General features: G+C 68.3%; 22 protein-coding genes. 13 read left to right on the forward strand and 9 right to left on the reverse strand.

Annotation, left to right across the window (positions count from 1 at the left end; translation table 11 throughout):
• Window positions 1-114: 114 nt before the first annotated feature.
• From uvrA to secG, 12 genes are all read left to right on the forward strand, one after another.
• On the forward strand, window positions 115-3009 hold the full coding sequence (gene uvrA / locus ACEXHE_RS02485) for an excinuclease ABC subunit UvrA (RefSeq protein WP_091697139.1): 2895 nt from the start codon (window positions 115-117) through the stop codon (window positions 3007-3009).
• Window positions 3010-3014: 5 nt separating this feature from the next.
• Entirely contained in the window at window positions 3015-3734 is a 720-nt protein-coding gene (locus ACEXHE_RS02490; protein ID WP_374784590.1) for an HAD hydrolase-like protein, read from the forward strand.
• Window positions 3731-4396, forward strand: a complete 666-nt coding sequence (locus tag ACEXHE_RS02495; protein ID WP_091697012.1) for a 1-acyl-sn-glycerol-3-phosphate acyltransferase — start codon at window positions 3731-3733, stop codon at window positions 4394-4396. The genes ACEXHE_RS02490 and ACEXHE_RS02495 overlap by 4 nt, the downstream gene beginning before the upstream one ends.
• Window positions 4393-6387, forward strand: coding sequence for an excinuclease ABC subunit UvrC (gene uvrC, locus ACEXHE_RS02500; protein ID WP_374784591.1), 1995 nt, complete (start codon window positions 4393-4395; stop codon window positions 6385-6387). The genes ACEXHE_RS02495 and uvrC overlap by 4 nt, the downstream gene beginning before the upstream one ends.
• A 9-nt stretch (window positions 6388-6396) precedes the next feature.
• Complete coding sequence (rapZ, locus tag ACEXHE_RS02505; RefSeq protein ID WP_091697006.1) at window positions 6397-7290, forward strand: RNase adapter RapZ; 894 nt, start codon at window positions 6397-6399, stop codon at window positions 7288-7290.
• Window positions 7287-8321, forward strand: coding sequence for a uridine diphosphate-N-acetylglucosamine-binding protein YvcK (yvcK, locus tag ACEXHE_RS02510; RefSeq protein ID WP_374784592.1), 1035 nt, complete (start codon window positions 7287-7289; stop codon window positions 8319-8321). The genes rapZ and yvcK overlap by 4 nt, the downstream gene beginning before the upstream one ends.
• Before the next feature lie 68 nt (window positions 8322-8389).
• Window positions 8390-9370, forward strand: a complete 981-nt coding sequence (whiA, locus tag ACEXHE_RS02515) for a DNA-binding protein WhiA (RefSeq protein WP_260061402.1) — start codon at window positions 8390-8392, stop codon at window positions 9368-9370.
• Between the two features lie 183 nt (window positions 9371-9553).
• Window positions 9554-10177: a superoxide dismutase gene (locus ACEXHE_RS02520; RefSeq protein WP_091696999.1), complete on the forward strand. Its 624-nt coding sequence runs from the start codon at window positions 9554-9556 to the stop codon at window positions 10175-10177.
• 107 nt (window positions 10178-10284) lie between these two features.
• Window positions 10285-11292: a type I glyceraldehyde-3-phosphate dehydrogenase gene (gap, locus tag ACEXHE_RS02525; RefSeq protein WP_374784593.1), complete on the forward strand. Its 1008-nt coding sequence runs from the start codon at window positions 10285-10287 to the stop codon at window positions 11290-11292.
• Window positions 11293-11382: 90 nt separating this feature from the next.
• Entirely contained in the window at window positions 11383-12627 is a 1245-nt protein-coding gene (locus tag ACEXHE_RS02530) for a phosphoglycerate kinase (RefSeq protein WP_374784594.1), read from the forward strand.
• 1 nt (window position 12628) lies between these two features.
• Window positions 12629-13444 carry a triose-phosphate isomerase gene (tpiA, locus tag ACEXHE_RS02535; protein ID WP_356966300.1) on the forward strand — a complete coding sequence of 272 codons (816 nt, stop codon included), beginning with the start codon at window positions 12629-12631 and terminating at the stop codon, window positions 13442-13444.
• Window positions 13445-13466: 22 nt separating this feature from the next.
• Window positions 13467-13718 (forward strand): preprotein translocase subunit SecG, encoded by a 252-nt coding sequence (gene secG / locus ACEXHE_RS02540; protein ID WP_091696990.1) that lies wholly within the window; start codon window positions 13467-13469, stop codon window positions 13716-13718.
• Window positions 13719-13792: 74 nt separating this feature from the next.
• Here the strand turns inward: secG and pgl are convergent, their stop codons facing one another.
• Genes pgl through tkt form a run of 6 tightly spaced genes read right to left on the reverse strand, consistent with a single transcriptional unit; the run spans window position 13793 to window position 22146 of the window.
• Entirely contained in the window at window positions 13793-14614 is an 822-nt protein-coding gene (pgl, locus tag ACEXHE_RS02545) for a 6-phosphogluconolactonase (protein WP_374784595.1), read from the reverse strand.
• Window positions 14604-15545, reverse strand: coding sequence for a glucose-6-phosphate dehydrogenase assembly protein OpcA (locus ACEXHE_RS02550; RefSeq protein ID WP_374784596.1), 942 nt, complete (start codon window positions 15543-15545; stop codon window positions 14604-14606). The genes pgl and ACEXHE_RS02550 overlap by 11 nt, the downstream gene beginning before the upstream one ends.
• A complete protein-coding gene (zwf, locus tag ACEXHE_RS02555; RefSeq protein ID WP_374784597.1) occupies window positions 15545-17116 on the reverse strand; it encodes a glucose-6-phosphate dehydrogenase in 1572 nt (523 codons plus the stop codon). Before zwf ends, ACEXHE_RS02550 begins: the two co-directional genes overlap by 1 nt.
• On the reverse strand, window positions 17109-18746 hold the full coding sequence (locus ACEXHE_RS02560; protein ID WP_374784598.1) for a glucose-6-phosphate isomerase: 1638 nt from the start codon (window positions 18744-18746) through the stop codon (window positions 17109-17111). Before ACEXHE_RS02560 ends, zwf begins: the two co-directional genes overlap by 8 nt.
• A 50-nt stretch (window positions 18747-18796) precedes the next feature.
• Window positions 18797-19921 carry a transaldolase gene (gene tal / locus ACEXHE_RS02565; protein WP_091696981.1) on the reverse strand — a complete coding sequence of 375 codons (1125 nt, stop codon included), beginning with the start codon at window positions 19919-19921 and terminating at the stop codon, window positions 18797-18799.
• Between the two features lie 44 nt (window positions 19922-19965).
• On the reverse strand, window positions 19966-22146 hold the full coding sequence (gene tkt, locus ACEXHE_RS02570) for a transketolase (RefSeq protein WP_091696978.1): 2181 nt from the start codon (window positions 22144-22146) through the stop codon (window positions 19966-19968).
• Between the two features lie 221 nt (window positions 22147-22367).
• Between tkt and ACEXHE_RS02575 the strand changes: the two genes are divergently transcribed.
• On the forward strand, window positions 22368-23357 hold the full coding sequence (locus ACEXHE_RS02575) for a heme o synthase (protein WP_091696976.1): 990 nt from the start codon (window positions 22368-22370) through the stop codon (window positions 23355-23357).
• A 115-nt stretch (window positions 23358-23472) separates the two neighbouring features.
• Here ACEXHE_RS02575 and ACEXHE_RS02580 read toward each other — a convergent pair whose 3' ends face one another.
• The 3 genes from ACEXHE_RS02580 to ACEXHE_RS02590 all read right to left on the reverse strand — a co-directional run bounded on the left by ACEXHE_RS02580 (window position 23473) and on the right by ACEXHE_RS02590 (window position 26301).
• Window positions 23473-24480 carry a heme A synthase gene (locus tag ACEXHE_RS02580; RefSeq protein WP_374784843.1) on the reverse strand — a complete coding sequence of 336 codons (1008 nt, stop codon included), beginning with the start codon at window positions 24478-24480 and terminating at the stop codon, window positions 23473-23475.
• 118 nt (window positions 24481-24598) lie between these two features.
• A complete protein-coding gene (locus tag ACEXHE_RS02585; RefSeq protein ID WP_374784599.1) occupies window positions 24599-25375 on the reverse strand; it encodes an ABC transporter permease in 777 nt (258 codons plus the stop codon).
• Window positions 25372-26301: an ABC transporter ATP-binding protein gene (locus ACEXHE_RS02590; RefSeq protein ID WP_374784844.1), complete on the reverse strand. Its 930-nt coding sequence runs from the start codon at window positions 26299-26301 to the stop codon at window positions 25372-25374. Before ACEXHE_RS02590 ends, ACEXHE_RS02585 begins: the two co-directional genes overlap by 4 nt.
• Window positions 26302-26307: the final 6 nt, after the last annotated feature.

Below are 26307 nucleotides of genomic sequence, written 5' to 3' on the forward strand. Positions count from 1 at the left end.
CGTCAGAAGTCATCCCCGTCCACCGCCCGCACCTCCACCGCTGACCGCGGAGCCGCCCAGACGTCGGGGCGGGGACGCGGCCTCGCCTCAGGTCCGGCGTCCGGCGGCAAGAGCATCGATCCGGATCGGATCGTCGTCCAGGGGGCCCGTGAACACAACCTGAAGAACGTGGACCTGGACATCCCCCGGGACTCGCTGGTGGTCTTCACCGGACTGTCCGGTTCGGGCAAGTCCTCCCTGGCGTTCGACACCATCTTCGCCGAGGGGCAACGTCGCTACGTCGAGTCACTGTCCTCCTATGCCCGCATGTTCCTGGGCCGGGTGGACAAGCCTGCCGTGGACTTCATCGAGGGGCTCTCCCCAGCGGTCTCCATCGATCAGAAGTCCACCAACCGCAACCCGCGTTCGACCGTCGGCACCATCACCGAGGTGTACGACTACATGCGGCTGCTGTGGGCGCGCATCGGCGTCCCGCACTGTCCTGAATGCGGCGAGCCGGCCTCGCGCCAGACCCCGCAGCAGATCGTGGACCAGCTCACCGCCCTGCCCGAACGCACCCGCTTCCAGGTGCTGGCCCCGGTGGCCCGCGGCCGCAAGGGCGAGTTCGTGGACGTGTTCTCCTCGCTGGCGACCCAGGGCTTCTCCCGGGCGATCGTGGACGGCGAACAGATCCAGCTCTCCGATCCGCCGAAGCTGAAGAAGCAGGTCAAGCACACCATCGCCGTCGTCGTGGACCGCCTGGCCATGAAGGAGGGGATCCGCCAGCGGCTGACCGACTCCGTGGAGACCGCCCTGAAGCTGGCCGACGGCCTCGTGGTGATCGACTTCGTGGACGTGGACGCCCAGGTGGATCCCGGCAAGGCCAACAGTGGTGAATGGGATGCGGTGGACGCCGAGGGCACCCCGCGCTACCGCTCGTTCTCGGAGAAGCTCTCCTGCCCCAACGGCCACCAGCTGACCATCGATGAGATCGAGCCGCGCTCCTTCTCCTTCAACAACCCCTTCGGCGCCTGCTCCACCTGCACCGGCATCGGCACCCGTCTGGAGGTGGACGAGGAGCTCGTGGTCCCCAACCCGGAGCTCGCCCTGAGCGAGGGCGCCGTGGCGCCCTGGTCCATGGGGAAGTCCACCTCGGAGTACTGGCAGCGCCTGATGTCCGGTCTGGCCGAGGAGCTCGGCTTCTCCATGGACACGCCCTGGGAGGATCTCCCGACGACGGCCCGCACCGCGATCCTGCACGGCAAGGACTACAAGGTGGTGGTCCAGTACCGCAACCGCTTCGGCAGGGAGCGCAAGTACACGCAGGGGTTCGAGGGCGTGGTGGACTACATCCACCGCAAGCACCTGGAGACCGAGTCCGATCAGGCCCGGGACCGCTACGAGTCCTACATGAGGCAGATCCCCTGCCCGGCCTGCAACGGCACCCGGCTGAACCCCACCTCGCTCTCCGTGCTGGTCGGTGGACGCTCCATCGCCGAGGCCTCGAACCTGCCCATGCCGGAGATGATCGACTTCCTGGAGGGGCTGGACCTGAGCGAGCGGGACCTGCAGATCGCCGATCAGGTCCTCAAGGAGATCCTGGCCCGCCTGCACTTCCTGCTGGACGTGGGACTGGACTACCTGAACCTGGAGCGCCCGGCCGGCACCCTCTCCGGCGGTGAGGCCCAGCGCATCCGTCTGGCCACCCAGATCGGCTCGGGCCTGGTGGGAGTGCTGTATGTGCTGGACGAGCCCTCCATCGGTCTGCATCAGCGGGACAACCGGCGCCTGATCGAGACCCTGCTGCGCCTGCGCGACCTGGGCAACACCCTGATCGTGGTCGAGCATGACGAGGACACCATCGCCGAGGCGGACTGGATCGTGGACATCGGCCCCCGCGCCGGCGAGCACGGTGGAGAGATCGTGCACTCCGGGTCCCTGGCCGGTCTGAAGAAGAACAAGCGGTCCATCACCGGCGACTATCTGTCCGGACGACGTTCCATCCCCGTCCCGGCCCAGCGCCGGCCGCTGGATCCGGAACGGAAGCTGACCGTCGTCGGGGCCCGGGAGAACAATCTGCAGGATGTCTCGGTGGAGGTGCCCCTGGGCGTGTTCACCGCGGTCACGGGTGTCTCCGGTTCAGGCAAGTCCACCTTGGTCAACGAGATCCTGTACAAGGTCCTGGCCAATCAGCTCAACAACGCCCGCCACGTGCCCGGGCGGCACCGGCGCGTGGAGGGACTCGAGCACCTGGACAAGGTGGTGCACGTGGACCAGAGCCCCATTGGACGCACGCCACGGTCCAACCCGGCCACCTACACCGGCGTGTTCGACGCCATTCGGCAGCTGTTCGCCGAGACGCCCGAGGCCAAGGTGCGCGGCTACCAGCCCGGACGGTTCTCCTTCAACATCAAGGGCGGTCGCTGCGAGGCGTGCTCCGGTGACGGCACCCTGAAGATCGAGATGAACTTCCTGCCGGACGTCTACGTCCCCTGTGAGGTGTGCGAAGGGGCCCGGTACAACCGGGAGACCCTGGAGGTGCACTACAAGGGCAAGAACATCGCCGAGGTGCTCAACATGCCGATCGAGGAGGCCGCCGAGTTCTTCTCCGCATACACGAAGATCTCCCGCTTCCTCAACACCCTGGTGGACGTCGGACTGGGCTATGTGCGGCTGGGCCAGCCGGCCACCACGCTCTCCGGCGGCGAGGCCCAGCGGGTCAAGCTCGCCACCGAGCTGCAGCGCCGCTCCAATGGCCGCTCCGTCTACGTGCTGGACGAGCCCACCACCGGTCTGCACTTCGAGGACATCCGCAAGCTGCTGGACGTGCTCAACGGACTGGTGGAGAAGGGCAACACCGTCATCACCATCGAGCACAACCTGGATGTCATCAAGACCGCAGACCACCTCATCGACCTCGGTCCGGAGGGCGGTTCCGGCGGCGGCAGGATCGTGGCCACCGGCACACCGGAGGAGGTCGCCCGGGTGGAGGCCAGCCACACCGGACGGTTCCTGGCGGAGATCCTGTGAGATCGGTGGAACTGGACCAGAGCGGGGCGGTGGACGGTCGGCCGGTGATCCTGCTGGACCTGGATGGAACCCTGGTGGACCCGGCCGGCTCCATCACCGGGGGCATCGCCGCCACTCTGGTCCGGCACGGTCTGCCCACCCCCACGCCGGAGCAGCTGCGTTCCCTCGTCGGCCCACCGCTGCGCACCGGCCTGCTCAACCTGGACGGCGTCACCGAGCAGAACGTGTCCACGCTGATCCGGGACTACCGGGCCGCATACTGGGCCACCGGCATGGCCGCCAGCCGCCCCTACCCCGGGATCCCTCAGGCGCTGGAGGACCTGGCCCAGGACCACGTCCTGGCCGTGGCCACCTCCAAGCCCGTGTCCGCTGCGCGTCGCCTGCTGGCCCTGCAGGGGCTGGACCACGTCTTCCACGCCGTCTGCGGCGCCTCCGACGACGAGCAGGCGCCCCTGCCTGCCCACGGCACCAAGGTGGAGGCGATCGCCCAGGCCCTGGCCGCCGTCGGGAGGTCCACCGGAGACCAGGCACGCCCCGTGATCGATGTGGTGATGGTGGGGGACCGGCACTATGACCTGGACGGAGCCGAGCACCACGGCCTGCCCAGTGTGGGCGTGACCTGGGGATTCTCCGCTCCCGGCGAGCTGGAGTCCGCCACGGCCCTGTGCTCCGACCCGGTGGATCTGCCCACCGTGTGCAGGACACTGCAGAATGGGGTGTCATGACCAGCCCTGCACTGCGCACCGGATTCCGACTGGCCCTGAAGACCACCTGCCGGCCCACCGTGACCGGGTTGGAGAACGTGCCCACTGAGGGCGGGTTCATCGTGGCCTCCAACCACCTGTCCTTCCTGGACTCGGTGATCATCCAGGCCACCATGCCGCGGATGGTGCACTTCTTCGCCAAGGCCGAGTACTTCACCCAGTCCGGTGTGAAGGGCTGGGTGATGAAGGAGTTCTTCGAGTCCGTGGGCTCCATCCCCGTTCAACGAGGAGAGCAGGCGGCATCGGTGGCCGCCCTGGACCGGCTCGTGGAGCTGGTCGAGGACGGACAGGGAGTGGGCATCTATCCCGAGGGCACGCGCAGCAGGGACGGTCGTCTGTACCGAGGGCGCACGGGCGTGGGCTGGCTGGCCCTGGCCACCGGCGTCCCCGTGGTCCCCGTGGGGCTGATCGGCACCGAACAGCTGCAGCCTCCCGGCTCCAACGGCTTCCGACCGCGGCACTTCACCGTCACCGTGGGCGAACCCCTCCAGTTCGAACATCTCGGGCGCAAGCACCCGCTGCCGGTCCGCCGCGACGCCACGGCCCAGGTGATGGACGCGATCGCCGTGCTGACCGGCCAGGAGCGGGTGGATGAGTACAACAGCTCCTCGTCTCAGGCATGACCGACCCGTCCAGCTACCGCCCGAAGACCGGGGAGATCCCCACCCAGCCAGGCGTCTACCGCTTCCGCGACCCGGACGGGCGCGTCATCTACGTGGGCAAGGCCAAGAGCCTGCGCTCTCGGTTGACCTCCTACTTCGCCGACCCGTCACGGCTGCACCCCAAGACCCGCACCATGGTCCACACCGCCGCGGCCGTGGAGTGGACCGTGGTGGGTTCGGAGCTGGAGGCGCTGCAGCTGGAGTACACCTGGATCAAGGAGTATGCGCCGCGGTTCAACATCATGTACCGGGACGACAAGTCCTACCCGTACCTGGCCGTGACCATGAACGAGACGTACCCCCGGGTGATGGTGATGCGCGGGGACAAGCGCAAGGGCGTGAAGTACTTCGGTCCCTTCCACCCAGCCAAGGCGATCCGCGAGACCGTGGACCTGATGCTGCGGGTCTTCCCCGTGCGCTCCTGCTCCTCCGGAGTGTTCCGCCGCGCCGAGCTCTCCGGCCGACCCTGTCTGATGGGCTACATCGACAAGTGCGCCGCACCGTGCGTGGGTCGGATCAGCGAGGTGGACCACCGGGCACTGGCTCAGGACTTCTGCGACTTCATGGCCGGGGATGCGCAGAAGCACATCCGGCGTCTGGAGCAGGAGATGTCCGAGGCCGTGGCCGATCTGCGGTACGAGGACGCCGCCCGGCGTCGGGATGACATCGCCGCCCTCAGACGCGTCTTCGAGCGCAATGCCGTGGTGCTGCCGGACTCCACTGAGGCGGACATCTTCGCGCTCTCGGAGGACGAGCTCGAGGCCGCCGTCCAGGTCTTCCATGTGCGGGAGGGGCGGATCCGCGGCCAGCGCGGCTGGGTGATGGAGAAGGTCTCTGACGCCTCAGGTCCCCAGATGATCGAGGCGCTGCTGGAGCAGGTCTACGGCGCCCTGGAGGACACCAGTCGGATCCCGCGCGAGATCCTGGTGCCCCAGCTGCCTGAGAATGCCGACCAGGTCCAGACCTGGTTGAGCGGGCTGCGCGGAGCGGCCGTGAGCCTGCGGGTGCCCCAGCGCGGAGACAAACGGGCCTTGATGGGCACGGTGCAGGAGAACGCCGATCTGGCTCTGCGTCTGCACAAGACCCGGCGCTCCGGTGACCTCACCGCCCGGTCAGCGGCCCTGCAGGAGCTGCAGGAGGCCCTGGAGCTGCCGGAGCCGCTGCTGCGGATCGAGTGCTACGACATCTCCCACGTCTCGGGCACCAACGTCGTCGGGTCCATGGTGGTCGTGGAGGACGGGCTCCCCAAGAAGCAGGACTACCGCAAGTTCACGGTGACCGGGGACGCCGCCCAGGACGACACCGCTGCCATGCGCGATGTCCTCACCCGCCGGTTCCGACACTATGTGGAGGACCTCGCGCAGCGTGGCCCCCTGGCCTCCGGCCAGATCCCGGAGGACCCCGACGACGACGCACCGGTGGGGGAGCAGAGCGCATCCGAGTCGGACGGAGAGGGCCACGCGGCTCGGGCGCCATCCAGCAGGCGTTTCGCCTATCCGCCGTCGCTGGTGGTGGTCGACGGCGGCCCGCCCCAAGTGGCCTCGGCCGCCCGCGCGCTGGCGGATCTGGGCATCACTGACCTTCCGGTCGTCGGTCTGGCCAAACGCCTGGAGGAGCTGTGGCTGCCGGGAGAGCAGTTCCCCCTCGTGCTGCCGCGCTCCTCCCAGGGGCTGTACCTGTTGCAGCGCCTGCGCGATGAGTCCCATCGATTCGCCATCAGCTTCCACCGGCAGCGACGCTCCACGTCGATGACCGCCTCCGCCCTGGACGGCGTCACCGGGCTCGGCCCCGCACGCCGGGCCGCCGTGCTCAAGCACTTCGGGTCCGTCAAACGTCTTCGCGGCGCCACAGTGGAGGAGATCCAGCAGGTGCCCGGGGTGGGTCCCGCGCTGGCGGAGAGCATCCACCGTCACCTCACCTCGGGGTCTTCGGGGGGTCCCGAGGATCGGTAGGCTGGAACCATGAACGAGGATCTGACACCGGTGAAGCCTCCCAGGTCCGAAGTGCTCATCGTGACTGGGATGTCCGGGGCAGGCCGCACCACCGCCGCCCACGCTCTGGAGGACCACGGGTGGTACGTGGTGGAGAACATCCCGCCGCAGCTGTTCGGCACCCTGGCGGACCTGGTGGCGCGATCACCGGAGGCCATCCCGAAGCTGGCACTGGTGATCGATGTCCGCTCGCGCAAGCTCTTCGAGCACATCCAGGAGGCGCTGACCCAGTTCCGCACCAACGGTGTGGAGTACCGGGTGCTGTTCCTGGACGCCGCGGACGAGCTGCTCGTGCGTCGCTTCGAATCCGGCCGCCGTCCACACCCCCTGCAGGGATCAGGCCGCATCCCGGACGGGATCGCCGCAGAGCGGATCCTCCTCAAAGAGCTCAAGGACCGGGCCGACCTCGTGCTCGACACCACGGAGATGAACGTCCACGCCCTGGCCACGACCGTGACCGAGCTGTTCACGGAGGACGGGCCCATCGTCCTGCGGCTGAACGTGATGAGCTTCGGGTTCAAGTACGGCCTGCCCCAGGACGCCAACTTCGTGGCCGACGTGAGGTTCATCCCGAACCCGCATTGGGTGCCGGAGCTGCGGCCCCATACAGGGCTGGACGAGGAGGTGGCCGCCTACGTCTTCGGCCAGGACGGCACCGAGGAGTTCGTCAGCTCCTTCCATGACATGCTCCAGCCCGTGTTGGAGGGCTACCGCCGAGAGAACAAGCACTACGCCACGATCGCAGTGGGCTGCACCGGCGGCAAGCATCGTTCCGTCGCCGTCTCCGCCGAGTTGGCACGGCGACTCGGCCAGCTGCCGCGCGTCACCGTGAACCTGCAGCACCGGGACATGGGGCGGGAATGACCATCCATTTCACCGGCCAGCTTCCGGTCACCACTCGTCCGCGTCCCCGATCCTCCGGAACGCACCCCTACGATCCCTCACTGCGCGTCACCGCACTGGGTGGGGGACACGGACTGTACGGCACCCTGTCTGCCCTGCGACTGATTGCGGGGGAGATCACCGCCGTGGTCACCGTGGCCGACGACGGCGGCTCCTCGGGACGCATCCGTCAGGAGATGGACGTGCTGCCGCCTGGGGATCTCCGGATGGCCCTGTCGGCACTGTGCGATGACACGGACTGGGGCACCACCTGGCGCGATGTGATGCAGCACCGTTTCCGATCCAAAGACGGGGTGGACGGGACCCTGGATGACCACGCTCTGGGCAACCTGCTCATCGTGGCCCTCTGGGAACTGCTCGGGGACCCGGTGGCCGGCCTGCGATGGGCCGGCGCTCTGCTGGGGGCCCGCGGCAAGGTCCTGCCGATGTCCACTGTCCCCCTGGTGATGTCCGGGACGATCCTGTCCGAGGAGTCAGGGGCCCTGCGCCATCAGGTGGTCCACGGACAGGCGGCCTTGGCCGAGGCCGGTCGAAACGGTCGGGTGTCGCACATCCGGCTGGAACCGGAGAACGCTCCGGCCTGCCCGGAGGCCCTCGAGGCGATCGAACTGGCTGACTGGGTGATCCTGGGGCCCGGCTCCTGGTATACCTCGGTCCTGCCCCACCTGATGCTCTCCGAACAGCGGGACGCCTTGGTGAACACTCCGGCTCGTCGGGCCCTGGTGATGAACCTCACCACCGAGACCACCGAGACCACGGGGATGAACGCCGAAGACCACCTCGAGGTCCTGCGCACCACGGCACCCGGACTCGCCCTGGACGTGATCATCGCCGACCCGGGCAGCGTGCGTGACCGCCAGTCCTTCGAAGAGGCCTCCGCCCGGCTCGGTGCCCGAGTCCTGTTTAGTAAGGTGGGGGCCGGATCCAGTGGTGCAGTGCATGACCCCCTGCGGCTCGCCGTCGCCTTCCAGGAGGCCTTCGGCACTTCCTGAGCGGCACCACCGTTCCGCAGTGAGGCTCACTGTCCCCATCACCCGACCCGATATGCGAGGCGAATCACATGGCCCTGACCACAGCAGTCAAGGAGGAGCTGGCACGCGTTGCCGTGCAGCGCTCCTCTGAGCGCAAGGCTGAGGTCTCGGCGATGCTCCGGTTCGCCGGCGGCCTGCACATCATCTCCGGCCGGATCGTCATCGAGGCCGAGCTGGACCAGGCCGCCACGGCACGTCGACTGCGTGCGGCCATCGGGGAGGTCTATGGCCACGGCAGCGAGATCATCGTGGTCTCGGGCGGCAACCTCCGCCGCGGCAACCGCTACGTCATCCGCGTCATTCGCGACGGCGAGTCACTGGCGCGGCAGACCGGCCTGCTGGACGTGCGGGGGCGGCCAGTTCGCGGACTGCCCTCCACCATCGTCAACGGCTCGGTCGGCGACGCCGAGGCGGTGTGGCGCGGAGCCTTTCTGGCACACGGGTCTCTGACTGAGCCCGGTCGCTCCTCCGCGCTCGAGGTCACGTGTCCAGGTCCGGAGGCGGCACTGGCCCTGTGCGGAGCGGCCCGGCGCCTGGGGATCATGGCCAAGGCGCGCGAGGTGCGCGGCGTGGATCGGGTGGTGATCCGCGATGGAGACGCCATCTCTGCTCTGCTGACGCGCATGGGCGCCCATGACACCGTCCTGGTCTGGGAGGAACGTCGGACCCGCAAAGAGGTCCGCGCGACCGCCAATCGACTGGCCAACTTCGACGATGCCAATCTGCGCCGCTCGGCCCAGGCTGCCGTCGCGGCCGGCGCACGGGTGGAACGTGCCCTGCAGATCCTGGGGGAAGAGGTTCCGGACCACCTCCGCTACGCCGGCGAACTCAGGATCCAGCACAAGCAGGCCTCCCTCGATGAGCTGGGGCGGCTCGCCGATCCGCCCATGACCAAGGACGCGATCGCCGGACGGATCCGGCGTCTGCTGGCCATGGCCGACAAGCGGGCTGCCGAGGAGGGCCTGCCCGGGACTGACGCCGCTGTGACGGCCGATGACCCGGAGAGCTGAACGTCTCCTGAACATTCCCGCTGACAGCGGAACGGGTGGACCATCAGGCCCCCGTTCTGCCTAGGATGAGAGGTGATGGCTCTGCCCCGTGCGCCTTCAGGCGCATCCGGGCTCGATGCCCACCCTGACCGGGTTCGGCCGTGACAGGTCGGCCCGAGCCGAAGAGTCCACCAAGGAGGAACCATGGCTGAATACACCCTTCCCGAGCTGTCGTACGACTACGCGGCACTGGAGCCCCACATCTCCGCGAAGATCATGGAGCTGCATCACTCCAAGCACCACGCCACCTACGTCAAGGGCGCCAACACGGCCCTGGAGAAGCTGGCCGCTGCCCGCGATGCCGAGGACTTCGGCTCCATCAACCAGCTCTCCAAGGACCTGGCCTTCAACCTGGGTGGACACACCAACCACTCGATCTTCTGGAAGAACCTCTCCCCGGACGGCGGTGACAAGCCTGAGGGCGAGCTGGCCGCAGCCATCGACGAGTACTTCGGCTCCTTCGAGAAGTTCCGGGCTCACTTCACCGCTGCGGCTCTGGGCATCCAGGGCTCCGGCTGGGCTGTGCTGGCCTACGAGCCGATCGGCGGAAACCTGGTCATCGAGCAGTTCTACGACCAGCAGAACGGTGTTCCCGTCGCCACCATCCCGCTGTTCCAGCTGGACATGTGGGAGCACGCCTTCTACCTGGACTACCAGAACGTGAAGGCCGACTACGTCAAGGCCGTGTGGAACATCGTGAACTGGGCTGACGTCTCCGCCCGTTTCGAGGCCGCACGCACCGGCGCCCAGAAGCTCATCACCCTGTGATCCTCCGCTGAGGGCGGGTCGGCACCACCGGCCCGCCCTCAGCGAGTCTGCACCCTGGATTCCAGACCCGACGTCCTGCACCATCAGCCCCACTGAAAGGCTTCACAGTGACCAAGATCGCCATCAACGGATTCGGCCGCATCGGACGCAACGCCCTGCGCGTCATCGAGCAGGAGGGGCACGATCTGGAGATCGTGGCCATCAATGACCTGAGCGACCCAGAGGACCTGGCCCTTCTGGTCAAGTACGACACGATCCTGGGCCGCTACGCCCACGACATCGAGGTCGTCGACGGCAACATCGTGGCCAACGGCGTCACCATCCGCACCTTCCAGGAGAAGGACCCGAGTCAGCTGCCGTGGGGTGAGCTGGGCGTGGAGATCGTGCTCGAGTGCACCGGCAAGTTCACCAAGGGCCCGGATGCGCGCAAGCACATCGAGGCCGGTGCGAAGAAGGTCATCCTCTCGGCCCCCGGCAAAGACGTCGACGGCACCTTCGTGATGGGCATCAACGAGGTCGAGTACGACGCCTCCTCGATGGACATCATCTCCAACGCCTCCTGCACCACCAACTGTCTGGCACCGATGGTCAAGGTCCTGAACGACTCCTTCGGGATCGTGGACGGCATCATGACCACCATCCACGCCTACACCGGCGACCAGAACCTGCACGACAACCCGCACCACAAGGACCGTCGCCGTGCTCGGGCCGCGGCGCAGAACATGGTGCCCACCTCCACCGGTGCGGCCAAGGCCATCGGCGAGGTCCTCCCGGCCCTGAAGGGGAAGCTGGACGGGTTCGCCATGCGCGTGCCGGTCATCACCGGTTCGGCCACCGACCTGACCGTCGAGCTGGAGCGTGAAGCCTCCGAGGAGGAGGTCAACGCGGCGTTCAAGGCGGCGTCCGAGACCGCGGGACTGAAGGGTCGCCTGGTCTACTCGGAGGATCCGATCGTCTCCTCGGACATCATCACCTCCCCGGCCGCCTGCACCTTCGACGCTCCGCTGACCAAGTCGATCGGCAAGACCGTGAAGATCATCGGTTGGTACGACAACGAGTGGGGCTACACTTCCCAGCTCATGGACCTGACCTCTCTGGTCGCCTCCAAGCTCTGACCCCATGACCACGGCCCGTGCGGACATCGTCCGCACGGGCCGTGGTCGCATTCCCACCACCTGGCCCTGCTGCGAGAAGAGAATCCCACGATGAGCTCCCAGAACCTTGAAGACCTGATCTCCGCCGGTGTCGATGGACGCACCGTGCTGGTCCGCTCCGATCTGAACGTGCCGCTGGACAACGGCACTGTCACCGACGACGGACGTATCCGTGCTTCTCTTCCGGTGATCCGGGCCCTGTCTGAGGCCGGCGCACGGGTGATCGTGATGGCGCACCTGGGCCGACCCAAGGGTCAGCCGGACCCGCAGTACTCCCTGCGGCCCGCCGCAGATCGGCTCGCCGAGATCAGTGACCTGACCGTGCGGCTGGCCGAGGACGTCACCGGATCCTCCGCTCAGGCCCTGGCAGGAGAACTGCAGGATGGTGAGGTCCTGCTGTTGGAGAACGTCCGATTCGATGCCCGCGAGACCTCCAAGGACGAGTCCGAGCGCTCGACCCTGGCCGATGAGATGGCGGCCCTCGTGGGCGAGGGCGGGGCCTATGTCAACGACGCGTTCGGAGCGGTCCACCGCAAGCATGCCTCCGTGTATGACATCGCCTCACGACTGCCCGCCTACCAGGGAACCCTGGTGGCCACTGAACTGGATGTCCTCTCCAAGCTGACCGGTGAACCCGAGCGGCCCTACGTCGTGGTGCTGGGCGGATCGAAGGTCTCGGACAAGCTGGCTGTCATCGACAACCTGATCGACCGGGCTGACACTCTGCTGATCGGCGGAGGCATGCTCTTCACCTTCCTCAAGGCACAGGGTCACGACGTCGGCTCCTCGCTGCTGGAGGAGGACCAGGTGGAGGTCGTGCAGGACTACCTCAAGCGCTCCGCTGGGGGTGGAGCTCGGATCGTGCTGCCCACCGACATCGTGATGGCCTCCGGGTTCTCGGCGGATGCAGAGCACGAGGTACTGCCGGTGGACGCATTGACCACCGGTGCCCACGGTGACTCAGCCATGGGACTGGACATCGGGCCGGAGACCGCGGAGGCCTTCTCCCAGGAGATCCGTGAGGCGCGCACCGTGTTCTGGAACGGCCCCATGGGTGTCTTCGAGTTCGAGGCCTTCTCCGCCGGCACCCGGTCGGTGGCCCAGGCCTTGACCGAGTCGCGCGGCCTGACCGTGGTCGGAGGTGGAGACTCTGCGGCCGCTGTGCGCACCCTCGGCTTCGAGGACTCTCAGTTCGGGCACATCTCCACCGGCGGCGGTGCGTCGCTGGAGTACCTGGAGGGCAAGACCCTTCCGGGCGTCCAGGCCTTGAGCTCGTCCGAGAAGGATGGTGCCTGAGATGACCGCGAAGACCGATGGCGTCTATGACCGCACGCCGCTGATCGCCGGCAACTGGAAGATGAACCTGGACCACCTCGAGGCAGTCACCCTGGTTCAGAAGCTCTCTTGGACGCTCAGTGATGCCGACCATGACTTCGAGCGGGTGGAAGTGGCGGTCTTCCCGCCGTTCACCGATCTGCGCAGCGTGCAGACGTTGGTGGCCGCGGACCGTCTTCCCTTGGTCTACGGTGGACAGGACCTCTCGCCGGAGACCAGCGGTGCCTACACTGGCGACATCTCCGGGCAGTTCCTCTCCAAGCTGGGCTGCACCTACGTGCTGGTGGGTCACTCGGAGCGCCGGACGATCCACGCTGAGTCCGACGAGGTCGTGCAGCGCAAGGTCAAGGCCGCCCTGGAGCACGGCCTGGGCCCGATCCTGTGCGTCGGTGAGGGTCTCGAGGTCCGTCAGGCCGGTCAGCATGTGGAGCACACCCTGGGGCAGATGCGGGCCGCAGTGGATGGGCTCAGCGCCGACCAGGTCGCCGACCTCGTGGTGGCCTATGAGCCGGTGTGGGCCATCGGCACCGGTGAGGTGGCCGGCCCGGAGGACGCCCAGGAGATGTGCCGAGCCCTGCGTGCCGAGCTCGAGGACCTGTACGACGCCGACACAGCCTCGCGAGTGCGGCTGCTCTACGGCGGCTCAGTGAAGTCCGGGAACGTGGCGAGCATCCTGCGTGAACGTGACGTGGACGGCGTGCTCGTGGGCGGTGCCAGCCTGGAGGTGGACGAGTTTGCTAGCATTGTCAGGTTCGAGCATCACCTCCTGACCGACTGACCGCCGCGCAGAAAAGAGCATCGTGGACGTCCTGACCCTCATCCTGCAGATCGCGTTGGGCGTGATCAGCCTGCTGCTGACTCTGCTGATCCTGCTTCACAAGGGCCGCGGCGGTGGTATGTCGGACATGTTCGGAGGTGGAGTGACCTCGTCCCTCGGTGCCTCCGGTGTGGCTGAGCGGAACCTGAACCGCCTCACCATCCTGCTGGGGGTGTTCTGGGGTGCCATCGTCGTCGCGCTCGGCTTGATCATGCGCTTCTCCCAGGACTTCTGACCTCCGGTCAGGCCGACGGACGAAGGGGCTCAGACCGATTGGTCTGAGCCCCTTCGTCATGCAGTGTGCCGGTGTCAGTCGGCGCCGGTGTCCTCCAACCCGGCGGCGCCCCGGTCCAGGTCCCACCGGGTCTGCACGGTTCCGTTGACCGCAGTGGCCGGCAGGCGATTCGCGTCCCGCTGTCCTCGTTCGCGGGCATCCCGGACGGTGGAGACGGTCTCGGCCTTGTCCTGGCCAGCGACCACGAGCCACACCCGACGGGCCGTTCCCAATGACTCCAGGGTCAGGGAGATCCGTTCCGGAGGAGGCTTGGGGGAGTCCGTCACCCCGATCACCGTCTGGCCGGTGGCCGAGGGCCCGGGCAGGCCGGGGAACAGACTGGCCACATGTGCGTCCGGCCCCATGCCGAGCAGCACGACATCCAGCACCGGCAGACGGGGGTCCGGGCCCGGGTCGGCCGCGGCGTGGTCAGCCAGCGCGGCTGCGTAGACCCTGGCGGCATCGTGCACCTCGTTCACTGACCGGGCCGCCTGAGGAGCCGCAGCCGGCATCCGGTGGATGTTCTCCGGCGGCAGACCGTGGTCCTCCACCAGCGCGCTCAACAGGGCATCCGTGGCCTGGACCTCGTTGCGTTCCCCGTTGCCGGCAGGCAGGAACCGTTCGTCGCCCCACCAGAGATGGACTGCGGACCAGTCCACCTGCCCAGCCAGCTCCGGTGCGGCCAAAGCCTCGAGGATCCCAGTTCCGGTGCCGCCGCCGGTCAGGACGGCTGAGGCGGTTCCGCGCGTGTCCACCGCTTCGCGCAGGACGTCGAGCAGATCCTCCGCCACGGTCCTGCAGAGTGCCTGCCGGTCCGTGTGGACTCGCAGCTGGTCGTCAGGGGTCTCAGCGTTCACTGGGAGCCACCTCCTTCAGGTCGGTCAGGGCCAGCCCGTTCTGAACCACATCGCCGAAGACCTCATCTGGATCGAGCCGGCGCAGCTCCTCGGCCAGGCAGTCCTGGTCGGTCCGGCGCGCCAGGGCGATCCGTTGAACGGGGTGGCCCTGCTGGTAGAGCGAGGCCACGTCACCGGCCATCCGAGAGAGCACGACGTCACCGCCGATCCTGCTGAAGCGCACTGCCCGCATGCCCTGGCCGGCCTTGGACCGGGCCATGGTGACCGGGACGTGCAGACACTGGGTCAGCCAGGCCGCCAAGAGGATAGTCGAGGGCGAGTCCACGGCGCCCTCCACGGTGACGGACCTGATCTCATTGGCGTTCAGATGGTCGAAGATGGCCGCCAGCTGGATCCTCCATCCGGTCAGCCGGGTCCAGGCCAGATCGGTGTCCCCGGCCCGGTACGAGGTGCGCAGGGCCATCAGGGCGCTGCGCGCGTGAGGACCGGCGGCTGAATCCGTGATCCGGCGGTGGGCGATGCGTCCCAGCGGCGATGCGGCGGGCACCTCCGGGGCATCGTGGGGCCACCAGACCACGATGGGTGCATCCGGGAGCAGCAGCGCTCCGATCAGCGATTCGGACTCTGTGGCGTTGGCGCCCTGCCCCTGGAGGATGACGACGTCTGAGGCCCCGGCGTCTCCGCCGACCCGGATCTGTGCGTCGAGGCGGGTGGGTGCCTGTGCATCCCCGGCGGCCAGCACGATGATCCGGCAGGGGTGCTCTCGACTGGCCAGGTTCGCGGCGGTGAGCGCCTTCTCCACGTACTCCGGGCGGGTGGAGATGACCAGGGTCAGCACCCGGCCGAGAGCGACGACGCCGCCGGACTCGCGCAGTCGGTTCATCTCCTTGGCCACCGTGGAGGTGGTCACATCGGTGAGGTCGACGATCATCAGGGTCTCCTCCACGTGCGTCCGTCACGAGCCATCAGTGCGTCAGCACCGGCCGGGCCCCAGCTGCCGGGGGAGTAGGGCTCGGGCTGGCCCGGCTGTGCCGCCCAATGCTCCTCGAACGGATCCAGGATCTTCCAGGACAGCTCCACCTCGGCCTGGCGGGGGAACAGCGGCGGTTCGCCGAGCAGGACGTCCAGGATCAGCCTCTCGTAGGCCTCGGGGCTGTCCTCGGTGAAGGCGTGGCCATAGCCGAAGTCCATGGTCACATCGCGCACCTCGCGCTGGGTGCCGGGGACCTTGGAGGCGAAGCGGATGGTGACACCCTCATCCGGCTGGACACGGATGACCACGGCGTTCTGACCGAACTCGTCGGAGTCGTGGCCTGGGAAGAGCAGATTGGGGGAGCGTTTGAACACCACGGCGATCTCCGTGACCCGGCGGCCCAGACGCTTGCCTGCTCGCAGATAGAACGGGACGCCGTCCCAGCGGCGCGTGTGGATGCACAGTTTGAGAGCAGCGTAGGTCTCCGTGGTGGAGTCTGGATTGAACCCCTCCTCGTCCAGGAAGCCGGTGACCTCTTCACCGCCCTGCCACCCTCCGGTGTACTGTCCCCGGGCCGACGACGCCGCCAGGGCGTCGTCGTCCTCGGGGACCACGACGGCGGCCAGCACCTTCTCCTTCTCTGCACGCAGGTGATCGGCGGCGAAGGAGATCGGCTCCTCCATGGCGGTCAGGGCCAGGAGCTGGAGCAGGTGGTTCTGGATCACGTCACGGGCCGCACCCACGCCGTCGTAGTATCCGGCACGGCCTCCGATTCCGATGTCCTCGGCCATGGTGATCTGCACGTGGTCCACATGGTTCGAGTTCCACAGAGGCTCGAAGAGGCGGTTGGCGAAGCGCAGGGCCAGCAGGTTCTGGACGGTCTCCTTGCCCAGATAGTGGTCGATGCGGAAGACGGCATCGGGTTCGAAGACCTGCTCGATCACCTCGTTGAGCTCTCGGGCGCTGGTGAGATCATGGCCGAAGGGCTTCTCGATCACCACGCGACGCCAGGGTGCAGTGGCCGCCGCTGACGTGCGCTGACCGTCTCGGCCGGCCAGTCCATGATCGGCCAGCTGGCGGCTGACCTCCTCGAACCAGTCCGGGGGGATGGAGAGATAGAAGACCGTGTTCCCCCCGGTACCACGGGAGCCCTCCAGCTCGCTCAGGACCGCGCCGAGGTCCTCATAGGCCGTGGCGTCGTCGAACCCGCCGGAGACGAAGCGGAAGCCGCCGCGCAGCTGGTTCCAGACCGTCTCGTTGAACTCGGTGCGCGAGGAGGCCTCGACGCTGCTGCGCACCTCAGCGGTGAACTGGTCGTCGGTCCAGTCCCGCCGGCCGAATCCGACGAGTGAGAAGCTCGGCGGCAGCAGGCCGCGGTGGGCCAGGTCGTAGATCGCGGGAAGCAGCTTCTTGCGAGCCAGGTCTCCGGTGACTCCGAAGAGCACCAGGGCTGAGGGACCGGCGATCCGGGTCAGGCGCCGATCCAGCGGGCTGCGGAGCGGATTCCGTCCGCCGGACACCTCAGGCACTGCTCACGGCGCCCAGCAGCTCGGCCACACCGGCGCGGCGGTCCGTCAGGTGCACCTGCACCACCGTCAGTCCGGCCTCTCGCAGGACCGAGGCGTCACCGGCGGCCTGAGCGGCGATCAGCGTGCCGAAGGTGAAGGGACGGCCGGGAATCTCCAGGTCCGTGTCCGAGTCTGCGGTGATCTGCAGCACCACGCCGTGGGCGGGACCGCCCTTGTGGTACTGACCGGTGGAGTGCAGGAACCGTGGCCCCCAGCCGAAGGTGACGGGACGCCCGGCGAGGGACGCGAGAGCGGGACGCAGCTGCTCCACCTCGGCCATGCCCAGCCGGTCCAGGTAGACCTGGATGGACAGGTAGCCGTCGGCGGGCACGGCCTGGGCCACGCCGCGCAGCACAGCGGCCAGGTCCTCGGCGTCGATGATGTCGGCTGGACCGCGCAGGTCCATCCCGTTCAGCGTGCGATCGGCGGGGGACTGCTCAGTGGGGCTGTCCAACAGGCCACGAGCGGCGGCCTTGGCCGACTCGACGTCAGGCTGGTCGAAGGGGTTGATGCCCAACAGGCGCCCGGCCACGGCCGTGGCGAACTCCCACAGGATCAGTTGGGCTCCGAGTGAGCCGAACACCTCGATCGCATGGTCTCCGGTCCGGGGTTCCAGGGACTCCTCGTCGTCCCGGTCCTCGGGGCCGGCGACGAGGCGCACCTGGAGCAGATCGGCGGCCTCCGCCAGTGGAGACTGGGTCTCAGGATCGCCGGCGTGCACCACCACGGGGAGGACACCGGTGCCCTCCTTGCCGGTGGACTCCGCAATCAGCTGCTCGGCCCAGTCGGCGAAACCGGGGATGCCGGAGCCCTCGTCCGAGAAGATCAGCTTGTTCCGCAGGGGAGTGGTCCCACCGAGCGCGGCGCCGAGCTGCAGGCCCAGGTTGTCCACGTCGTCGTCTCGGAGCATCTCCATGGCCTCTTCGGCGTCGTCCAGCAGAGCGGCCACGTCCACGCCAGCCAGCCCGGTGGGGACCAGCCCGAACGCCGTCAGCGCGGAGTACCGGCCACCCACGGTGGGATCGGCGGTGAAGACCTGACGGTAGCCGGCCTCCGTGGCCGTCTGCTCGAGCGGTGAGCCGGGATCGGTGACCACGATCATGTGACGACCGGCCGTCAGCCCGGCGTCGGTGAAGGCCTGCTCGAAGACCCGACGCTGGGAGTCGGTCTCCACCGTCGATCCGGACTTGGAGGAGACCACCAGTGCGGTCTGCTGGATGTCCGCCGCCAGCACGTTGCCCACCATCTCCGGGTCGGTGGAGTCCAGGACCGTCAGCTCCCGGCCCGCGGTGGCCGCGATGACCTCAGGCGCCAGGGACGAACCGCCCATTCCCGCCAGGACGATCCGGGTGATGCCCTCGTTCTGGAGATCCCGGCGCAGCTGCTCGATCTGAGGCAGCACGGCCCTGGAGTCCTCGATCAGGTCCATCCAGCCCAGACGCTGGGACGCCTCCTCCTCCGCAGCAGGCCCCCACAGGGTGTGGTCCTTCTGCGCGAGTCGACTGGCCACGCGGTCCTCCACCAGGGTCGGCACGTGCCGGTCCACCGCCTCCAGGGCGGCTCCGGTGGCCTGCAGTCCAAGCGAGCTCATGAGGGTCTCCTTCAGAGGGGTCTGGTCAACGGCATCGACGTCGTCGGTGGTCAGGTGGTCGAACGGTGCTGGTCCAGGGCGGTGCGGACGGTCTGCAGCAGCTCCTGCCAGCTGTCCACGAACTTCTGCAGACCCTCGTCCTCCAGCGTCCGCACCACGTCCTGGTAGTCCACCCCAGCATGGCCCACGGAGTCCAGGATCCGATCCGAGGTCTCATAGGCAGAGCTGATGGTGTCCCCCTGGACGACGCCGTGGTCGGCGAGGGCCTCCAGGGTCTTCTCGGGCATGGTGTTCACGGTGCCGGGAGCCACCAGTCCGGTCACGTAGAGCGTGTCCGGCAGGGCCGGGTCCTTGGTGCCGGTCGAGGCCCAGAGGGGACGCTGCGGCCGGGCTCCGGCATCGGCGAGCAGACGCCATCGTTCGGTGTCCAGGGTGTCGGTGAAGATGCGGTACGCGAGCCTGGCGTTGGCCAGTCCCGCCAGGCCGCGCAGGTCGCCGGCTCCGGGGGATGACGAGGCGTCCAGACGGCGGTCGACCTCCGTGTCCACACGGGAGACGAAGAAGCTGGCCACGGAGTGGATGTCCTTCAGCGCGTGTCCGGCCGCCAGGGCCTGCTCCAGGCCGAGCAGCCAGGCGTTGAGGACCTCGCGGTACCGGGTGAGGGAGAAGATCAGCGTGACGTTCACGCTGATGCCCTCGGCCAGCACGGCGGTGATGGCCTCCAGCCCCTCAGTGGTCGCCGGGATCTTGATCAGCACATTGTCTCGCCCGACGGCGGCCGCCAGCTCGCGTGCCTCGCTCACCGTGGCCTCGGCCTCGCGGGCAGAGCGCGGGTCCACCTCGATGGACACGCGTCCGTCCACGCCATCGGTCTGCTGGTGGACGGGTGCGAACACATCGCAGGCCTCACGCACGTCTCGAGTGGTCAGCTCGAAGACGGCGCGTTCCACATCGACTCCCTCCCGGGCGAGCTCCTGGAGCTGCTCGCGGTACGGACCGCCGTCCTTCAACGCCGCGGCGAAGATGGAGGGATTGGTGGTCACGCCGGTCACGGAGCGTGTCTGGATCAGCTCCTGGAGGTTGCCTGAGGTGATGCGGTGGCGCGAGAGGTCGTCGAGCCAGATGGACACACCGGCCTCGGCCAGTGCCTGGGTGTTCTGGTTCTGCTCCGTCATGGTGTGCTCCTGAGGTGATCGGATCGGCTGGGCGCGCAGACCGGTCAGAACGCGCTGGCCGTGAGGTCGCGCACGGCCTGGGCCACCGCGTCAGCGGTGATGCCGAACTCGCGGTACAGGGTCTGGTAGTCGGCGGAGGCTCCGAAGTGCTCCAGGGAGACCTGGGCACCGCGGAAGCCGGTGTACTTCATCCAGCCCTGGGAGACCCCCGCCTCCACGGAGACCCGGACCGGCCCGTCCAGGGAGGTCAGGTCGCCCAGCACCGAGCGGCGGTAGTCCTCGTCCTGGGCGTCGAACCATTCCAGGCACGGGGCCGAGACCACACGGGTGGGGACACCTTCGGCCTGCAGGGCATCGCGGGCCTCGACGGCCAGCTGCACCTCGGATCCGGTGCCGATCAGGATGGCCCGGGGCTCGACGACCGAGCCCCTGGCATCGGTGGCGTCCAGGAGCACGTAGGCTCCCCGCGCCGTGCCCTCGGCCGAGGCGAAGCCCTGCTCATCACGGGGGAACACCGGGAGGTTCTGGCGGGACAGCACGATGCCGGCCGGATGGGTGGTGTTCTCCAGGATCGTCCGCCAGGCCCAGGAGACCTCGTTGGCATCGGCCGGGCGGACCACGTCGAGTCCGGGGATCGCCCGCAGGCTGGCCAGCTGCTCCACCGGCTGGTGGGTAGGACCGTCCTCGCCCAGGCCGATGGAGTCGTGCGTCCACACATAGATGGCCGGGGTGGACATCAGTGCCCCGATCCGGATGGCCGGTCGCTGATAGTCCGAGAAGATCAGGAACGTGCCGGAGTAGGCGCGCAGCAGAGATCCCAGGGAGATCCCGTTCACGATGGCTCCGGCGGCGTGCTCGCGGATGCCGAAGTGCAGGGTGCGGCCGTAGGGGCCACCGCTCCAGGTGTCCGTCTGAGCCTCGGCAGGGATGAAGGAGGATTCGCCGTCCATGGTGGTGTTGTTGGACCCGGCCAGGTCGGCCGAACCGCCCCAGAGCTCAGGCATCACCGGCGCCAGCGCGGACAGCACCTTGCCGGAGGCGGCACGGGTGGCCAGGCCCGTGGCCTCAGGACCGAAGTCGGCTTCGAACCGGGGGAAGGCCTGCGCGAACCCGTCGGGCAGACGGCGATCCTTCAGGCGGTCGTACAGATCAGCCGCCTCAGGGCGGTCGGTGCGCCACTGCTGGTAGGCCTGCTCCCACTGAGCGCGGTACTCGGCTGAACGCCCAGCGATGCTGCGTGCATGTGCCAGGACCTCGTCCTCGATCTGGAAGGAGGCCTCCGGGTCGAAGCCCAGAATCTCCTTCAGGCCGCGCAGCTCCTCAGAGCCGAGCTTGGAGCCGTGGATGCCACCGGTGTCCTGCTTGGTGGGCGAGGGCCAGCCGATGATGGTGCGCAGACTGATCAGGGACGGACGCCCGGTCTCGGCCTTGGCCGACTCCAGGGCCCGGTACAGCTGTTCGGTGTCCTCCATGTAGTCGCCGGAGGCTGTCCAGTCCACGCGCTGGACATGCCAGCCGTAGGCCTCGTAACGCGCGGAGACGTCTTCGCTGAAGGCGACCTTGGTGTCGTCCTCGATGGAGATCTCGTTGTCGTCGTAGATCACCACGAGGTTGCCCAGCTGCTGGTGCCCGGCCAAGGAGGAGGCCTCCGAGGTGACGCCCTCCTGCATGTCACCGTCTGAGGCGATGACGAACACGTGGTGGTCCCAGGGGCTGGTGCCCGGGGCCGCCTCCGGGTCCAGCAGTCCACGGAGTCGGCGCTGGGCATAGGCGAAGCCCACGGCGGAGGCCAGGCCCTGTCCGAGCGGTCCGGTGGTGATCTCCACGCCGTCAGTGTGGCCGTGCTCCGGGTGGCCGGGAGTCTTCGAACCCCAGGTGCGCAGAGACTCCAGGTCCTCCAGCTCCAGACCTGCGCCGGCGGCGAACAGCTGCAGGTACTGGGTCAGCGAGGTGTGGCCGGCGGAGAGGATGAAACGGTCCCGTCCGGCCCACTGGGGGTCCGTCGGGTCGAGGTGCATGACGTTCTGGAACAGCTGCCAGGCCACTGGGGCCAGCGAGATGGCCGTGCCGGGGTGTCCGTTCCCGACCTTCTCCACCGCGTCGGCGGCCAGCACGCGGAGAGTGTCCACGGCCCGGCGATCCTGATCGGAGTAGGTGTACTCACGGGCCGGACGGGTCCGGTCCAGGGCCTTCTCGTCGGTGGGAGTTGCCGGGGCTGAGGTCACAGTGATGCTCCTGACGGGTCGAGACGGAGCCCCGGATCTGGCGACTGAGCCGTCCAGGGCAGGCCGCTGGCGGCCTCTGCCAGCTTAGCCCGATCAGGGTGGTCTGGGTCCGGGTCTGACGCAATGCCGGTTCCAGATGACCTTCGGCGGTACACTGGACCCTGTATATGGGCTGTTCCCTGCCCTCTGTCCTGTTCCTGCCTTCGAACCGTGAGAAGTAGATGCCCACCTCCCTTGACGCACCCACCACCGGCACTCCGGAGCACGCGGCTGACGCCACGGTGCGCCAGGGCATCGGGTTCAAGCGGAAGGCCGCGGCCTACCTCGCCCTGACCAAGCCGCGGGTGATCGAGCTGTTGCTGGTCACCACGCTTCCCACCATGATCTTCGCCCAGCGGGGATTCCCAGACATCCTGACCATGGTCGCCACCATGGTCGGCGGTGCACTGGCAGCCGGTGCCTCAGGGGCCTTCAACTGCTACATCGACCGGGACATCGACCGCGTCATGAAGCGGACCGAGAACCGTCCGCTGGTCACCGGTGAGGTGACGCCGCGCGAGGCGCTGGTCTTCTCCTGGGTCCTCACGGTGCTCTCCCTGGCCATCCTGACCTTCGGTGCCAACCTGCTGGCAGGCCTGCTGGGGGCCGGCGCCATCTTCTTCTACGTGGTGGTCTACAGCCTGGTGCTCAAGCGGCGCACCGAGCAGAACATCGTCTGGGGCGGGATCGCCGGCTGCTTCCCGGTCCTGATCGCCTGGGCCGCCGTCCGGGAGACCGTGGAATGGCCCGCCGTGGTGCTGTTCCTGATCATCTTCCTCTGGACCCCGCCGCACTACTGGCCGCTGTCGCTGAAGTACAAGCTGGACTACCAGAACGCCGAGGTGCCCATGCTCGGGGCCGTGGCCTCCGCCCGCGTGGTCTCCAGCCAGGTGGTGCTGTACGCCTGGGCCACCGTGGCCTGCTCGTTGCTGCTGGTGCCCATGGGCTGGGCCGGCATCGTCTACACGGCCACCGCGGTGGCCACCGGCGCCTGGTTCATCTACGAGTGCCATGTGCTCTACCGCGAAGCCCAGAAGCCGGACTTCACGGACAAGAAGGCCATGAAGGTCTTCCACCTGTCCATCACCTATCTGACGCTGCTGTTCGTCGCCCTGGCGGTGGATCCCTTCGTGGGCTCGCCGCTGATGCCGGTGCCCGGCGTCATCCACTGACCCGGCACTCCCACACAGTCCCGGACACAGGACAGGCCGACCGGATCGTTCCGGTCGGCCTGTCTCGTCTGTGCTCCGCTGCCCTCCCCGGAGCATGCCCGGGGGCCCGGGGCTTCTACGCCCGGGCCTGGGCCATCTGCTCGGGACCGGCCTCCACGGCCTCAGCCACGCGGGCCGTGTACGTGGAGCGCTGACGGTCCAGCGCATTCGTCATGGCCCAGACGATCAGCGCGGCCCCCAGCATGTGGAGCAGGACCAGCAGGATGGGCAGACCGTTGAAGTGCTGGACGTACCCGATCAGTCCCTGGAAGAGCACCACCATCAGCACGCGGACGGTCGACATCCGCTGCCCCCGGGAGGAGTCCTGGCGCAGCACCACGATCATCAGCAGCACCGCGGCGGCCACCATGATGTACACCGGCACCACGTGGATGCGCGTGACGATCAACGGGTCGAAGTCGTGCCGGGGCGCGGTGGCGTCACCGCCGTGTGGGCCGGTGCCGGTCACCACGGTGCCGAGGTAGACCGCGGCCCAGCCGGAGATGAACACGATCCAGGCCAGACCGCGGGACAGCGGCGTCGTCGGGCCGTCCACCAGCTGCGGCGGTGTGCCGGACTCGGAGCGGACCCGCCACTCCAGGCCCACGCGGTTGACCAGCAGCGTGGCCACGCACACCATGGTCGCCGAGACCATGAAGTGCCCCGCCACCACCCAGGGATTGAGCTGGGTCAGCACGGTGATGCCGCCCACCACCGCCTGCGCCGGAATGCCCAGCAGCAGGCCGAAGGACATCCCGAACAGGGACGGGTGGCTGCGCCGCATCCGCCAGACCCACAGGAGCATGGCCAGGGCGATGAAGCCCAGCACGAAGGTCAGGGTCCGATTGCCGAACTCGATGATCCCGTGGATGCCCATCTCCGGGGTGTTGGTCAGGGACTCGGGAGTGCACTTGGGCCAGGTAGGGCAGCCCAGGCCGGACTTGGTCAGACGCACCGCACCTCCGGTGACGATGATCCCGATCTCCGAGATCAGTGAGGCGATGGCCAGCCAGTAGGTGGTGCGGGTGATGGTGGAGGGCAGCCACCGGGGCCCGTCCAGCACGGGTTCAGCAGACCGGGGCACAGCGGCATCGTGCGGCAGGCCCACGTCAGGACCAGTCCCGACGGCGGCAGGCTGGGTGGAGGAGGTCACGTCAGGTTCCTAGGGGTCAGGGGATCAGGACAGGTCAGTGCAGGGGCGGTCATCTCCACCGGAACCACCTCACGGCGGCCAGGGTGGCCAGGACCGCCCAGCTGAGCAGGATGAGCAGGGCGGGTCCGTCCAGCGTGCCGTGCAGGAGGGATGCACGCAGGCCGTCGCCGAGTGCGGCCGAGGGCAGGAACGCGGCGAGCGCGGACCAGATGCCCACGTCCGGGACGGGGAAGACCGCCCCGCCCAGCGCGCCGAGCAGGACCCAGAGCAGGTTCGTCAGCGCCAGGGTGGCCTCGGGCTTGGTGGTCCCAGCGATCAGCAGCCCCAGAGCCGTGAACGTCGCCGCACCGCAGATCAGGAACAGCACCGCCCAGGAGATGCCGGCCAGGTCAGGACGCCATCCCAGGGCCAGGCCCACGCCGCCGATCACGGTGACCTGCACGGTCAGCAGGGTCAGGACGGACAGAGCCTTGCCCAGCAGGAGGCCGGCCGGCCCCAGGGGAGTCGTGGAGAGGTAGGCCAGCACCCCGTAGCGGCGCTCGAAGGCGGTGGCGATCCCCTGGCCGGTGAAGGCCGAGCTGAGCACGGCCAGAGCGAGCACGCCGGGGACGGCGAGATCGATCCCTCGAGTGGTGGGGGTGTCCAGCAGTCCGGTCCAGACGGTCCCGAACAGGGCCAGCAGCGGCAGGATGATCGAGACGAGCAGCTGCTCGCCGTTCTTCAGGGCGGTCCAGGTCTCGTATCCGCTCTGGGAGAGCACCCGGCGGACGAGCGGCTGGGCGTGGGCTGCGCGCGCGGGCTGCAGCGAGGACTCGACACCGCTCACGGGGTGACCTCCAGGAAGACGTCCTCCAAGGACCGGCGGGCCAGATGCAGATCCGTGGGCATCAGGTCGTGACGGGTCCACCAGGCCGCCAGGGCCTCCAGGTCCGAGGGTCTCTGGGCACCGTGCACCACATAGGAGCTGCCGGTCGGCGTCCCGCCGCCGGCAGAGGAGTGGCCCGGCTCGGCCTGGACGGTCAGCCCCGCAGGCACCTCATCCAGCGCCACGGAGGGCACTGCTCGGTCCACGCGGAAGTGCAGGGCCGGTGCCTCCGAGGTGGAGGTCAGTTCAGAGACAGTCCCGCGGCGCACCACGCGGCCCTGGCGGAGCAGGACCACGTGGTCGGCCAGGCGTTGGGCGTCATCGAGCAGGTGTGTGGTGAGGATGATGGCCATGCCGGAGGCCCGCAGTTCGCGGATCAGCTCGAACACCAGTTGGCGGGAGACCGGGTCGAGTCCGGCACTGGGCTCGTCCAGGAAGATCACCTGGGGCCGCCCTGCCAGCGCGGCGGCGAGCGAGACGCGCTGGCGCTGACCGCCCGAGAGGCGCCGAATGTCTCGGCGGGCGAACTCGTCGATGCCCAGACGCTCCATCAGCCGCGGCATGTCCACGGGATCGCGGTACAGGGTGCAGACATGACGCAGCAGTGGCTCCGGTGTGGCGGCCAGGGGCAGTCCGCCGTCCTGGAGCATCACGCCGACCCGGCTGCGCAGATCCGCGCCAGCCCGCCAAGGATCCTGATCCAGCAGACGCACGGTGCCGGAGGTGGGGCGCTCCAGTCCCTGCGCGACCATCAGGGTGGTGGTCTTGCCGGCTCCATTGGGTCCCAGCAGGGCGGTGACCTGGCCTGCGCGGGCGGTCAGCTCCACTCCCCGCAGGATCTCCACAGTGGAACGGCGGCTGCGCACGCTGTGGTGCACATCAGTCAACTGGAG

Origin of the sequence: Micrococcus sp. IITD107, from assembly GCF_041927415.1 — a bacterium.
Taxonomy (GTDB): domain Bacteria; phylum Actinomycetota; class Actinomycetes; order Actinomycetales; family Micrococcaceae; genus Citricoccus; species Citricoccus terreus.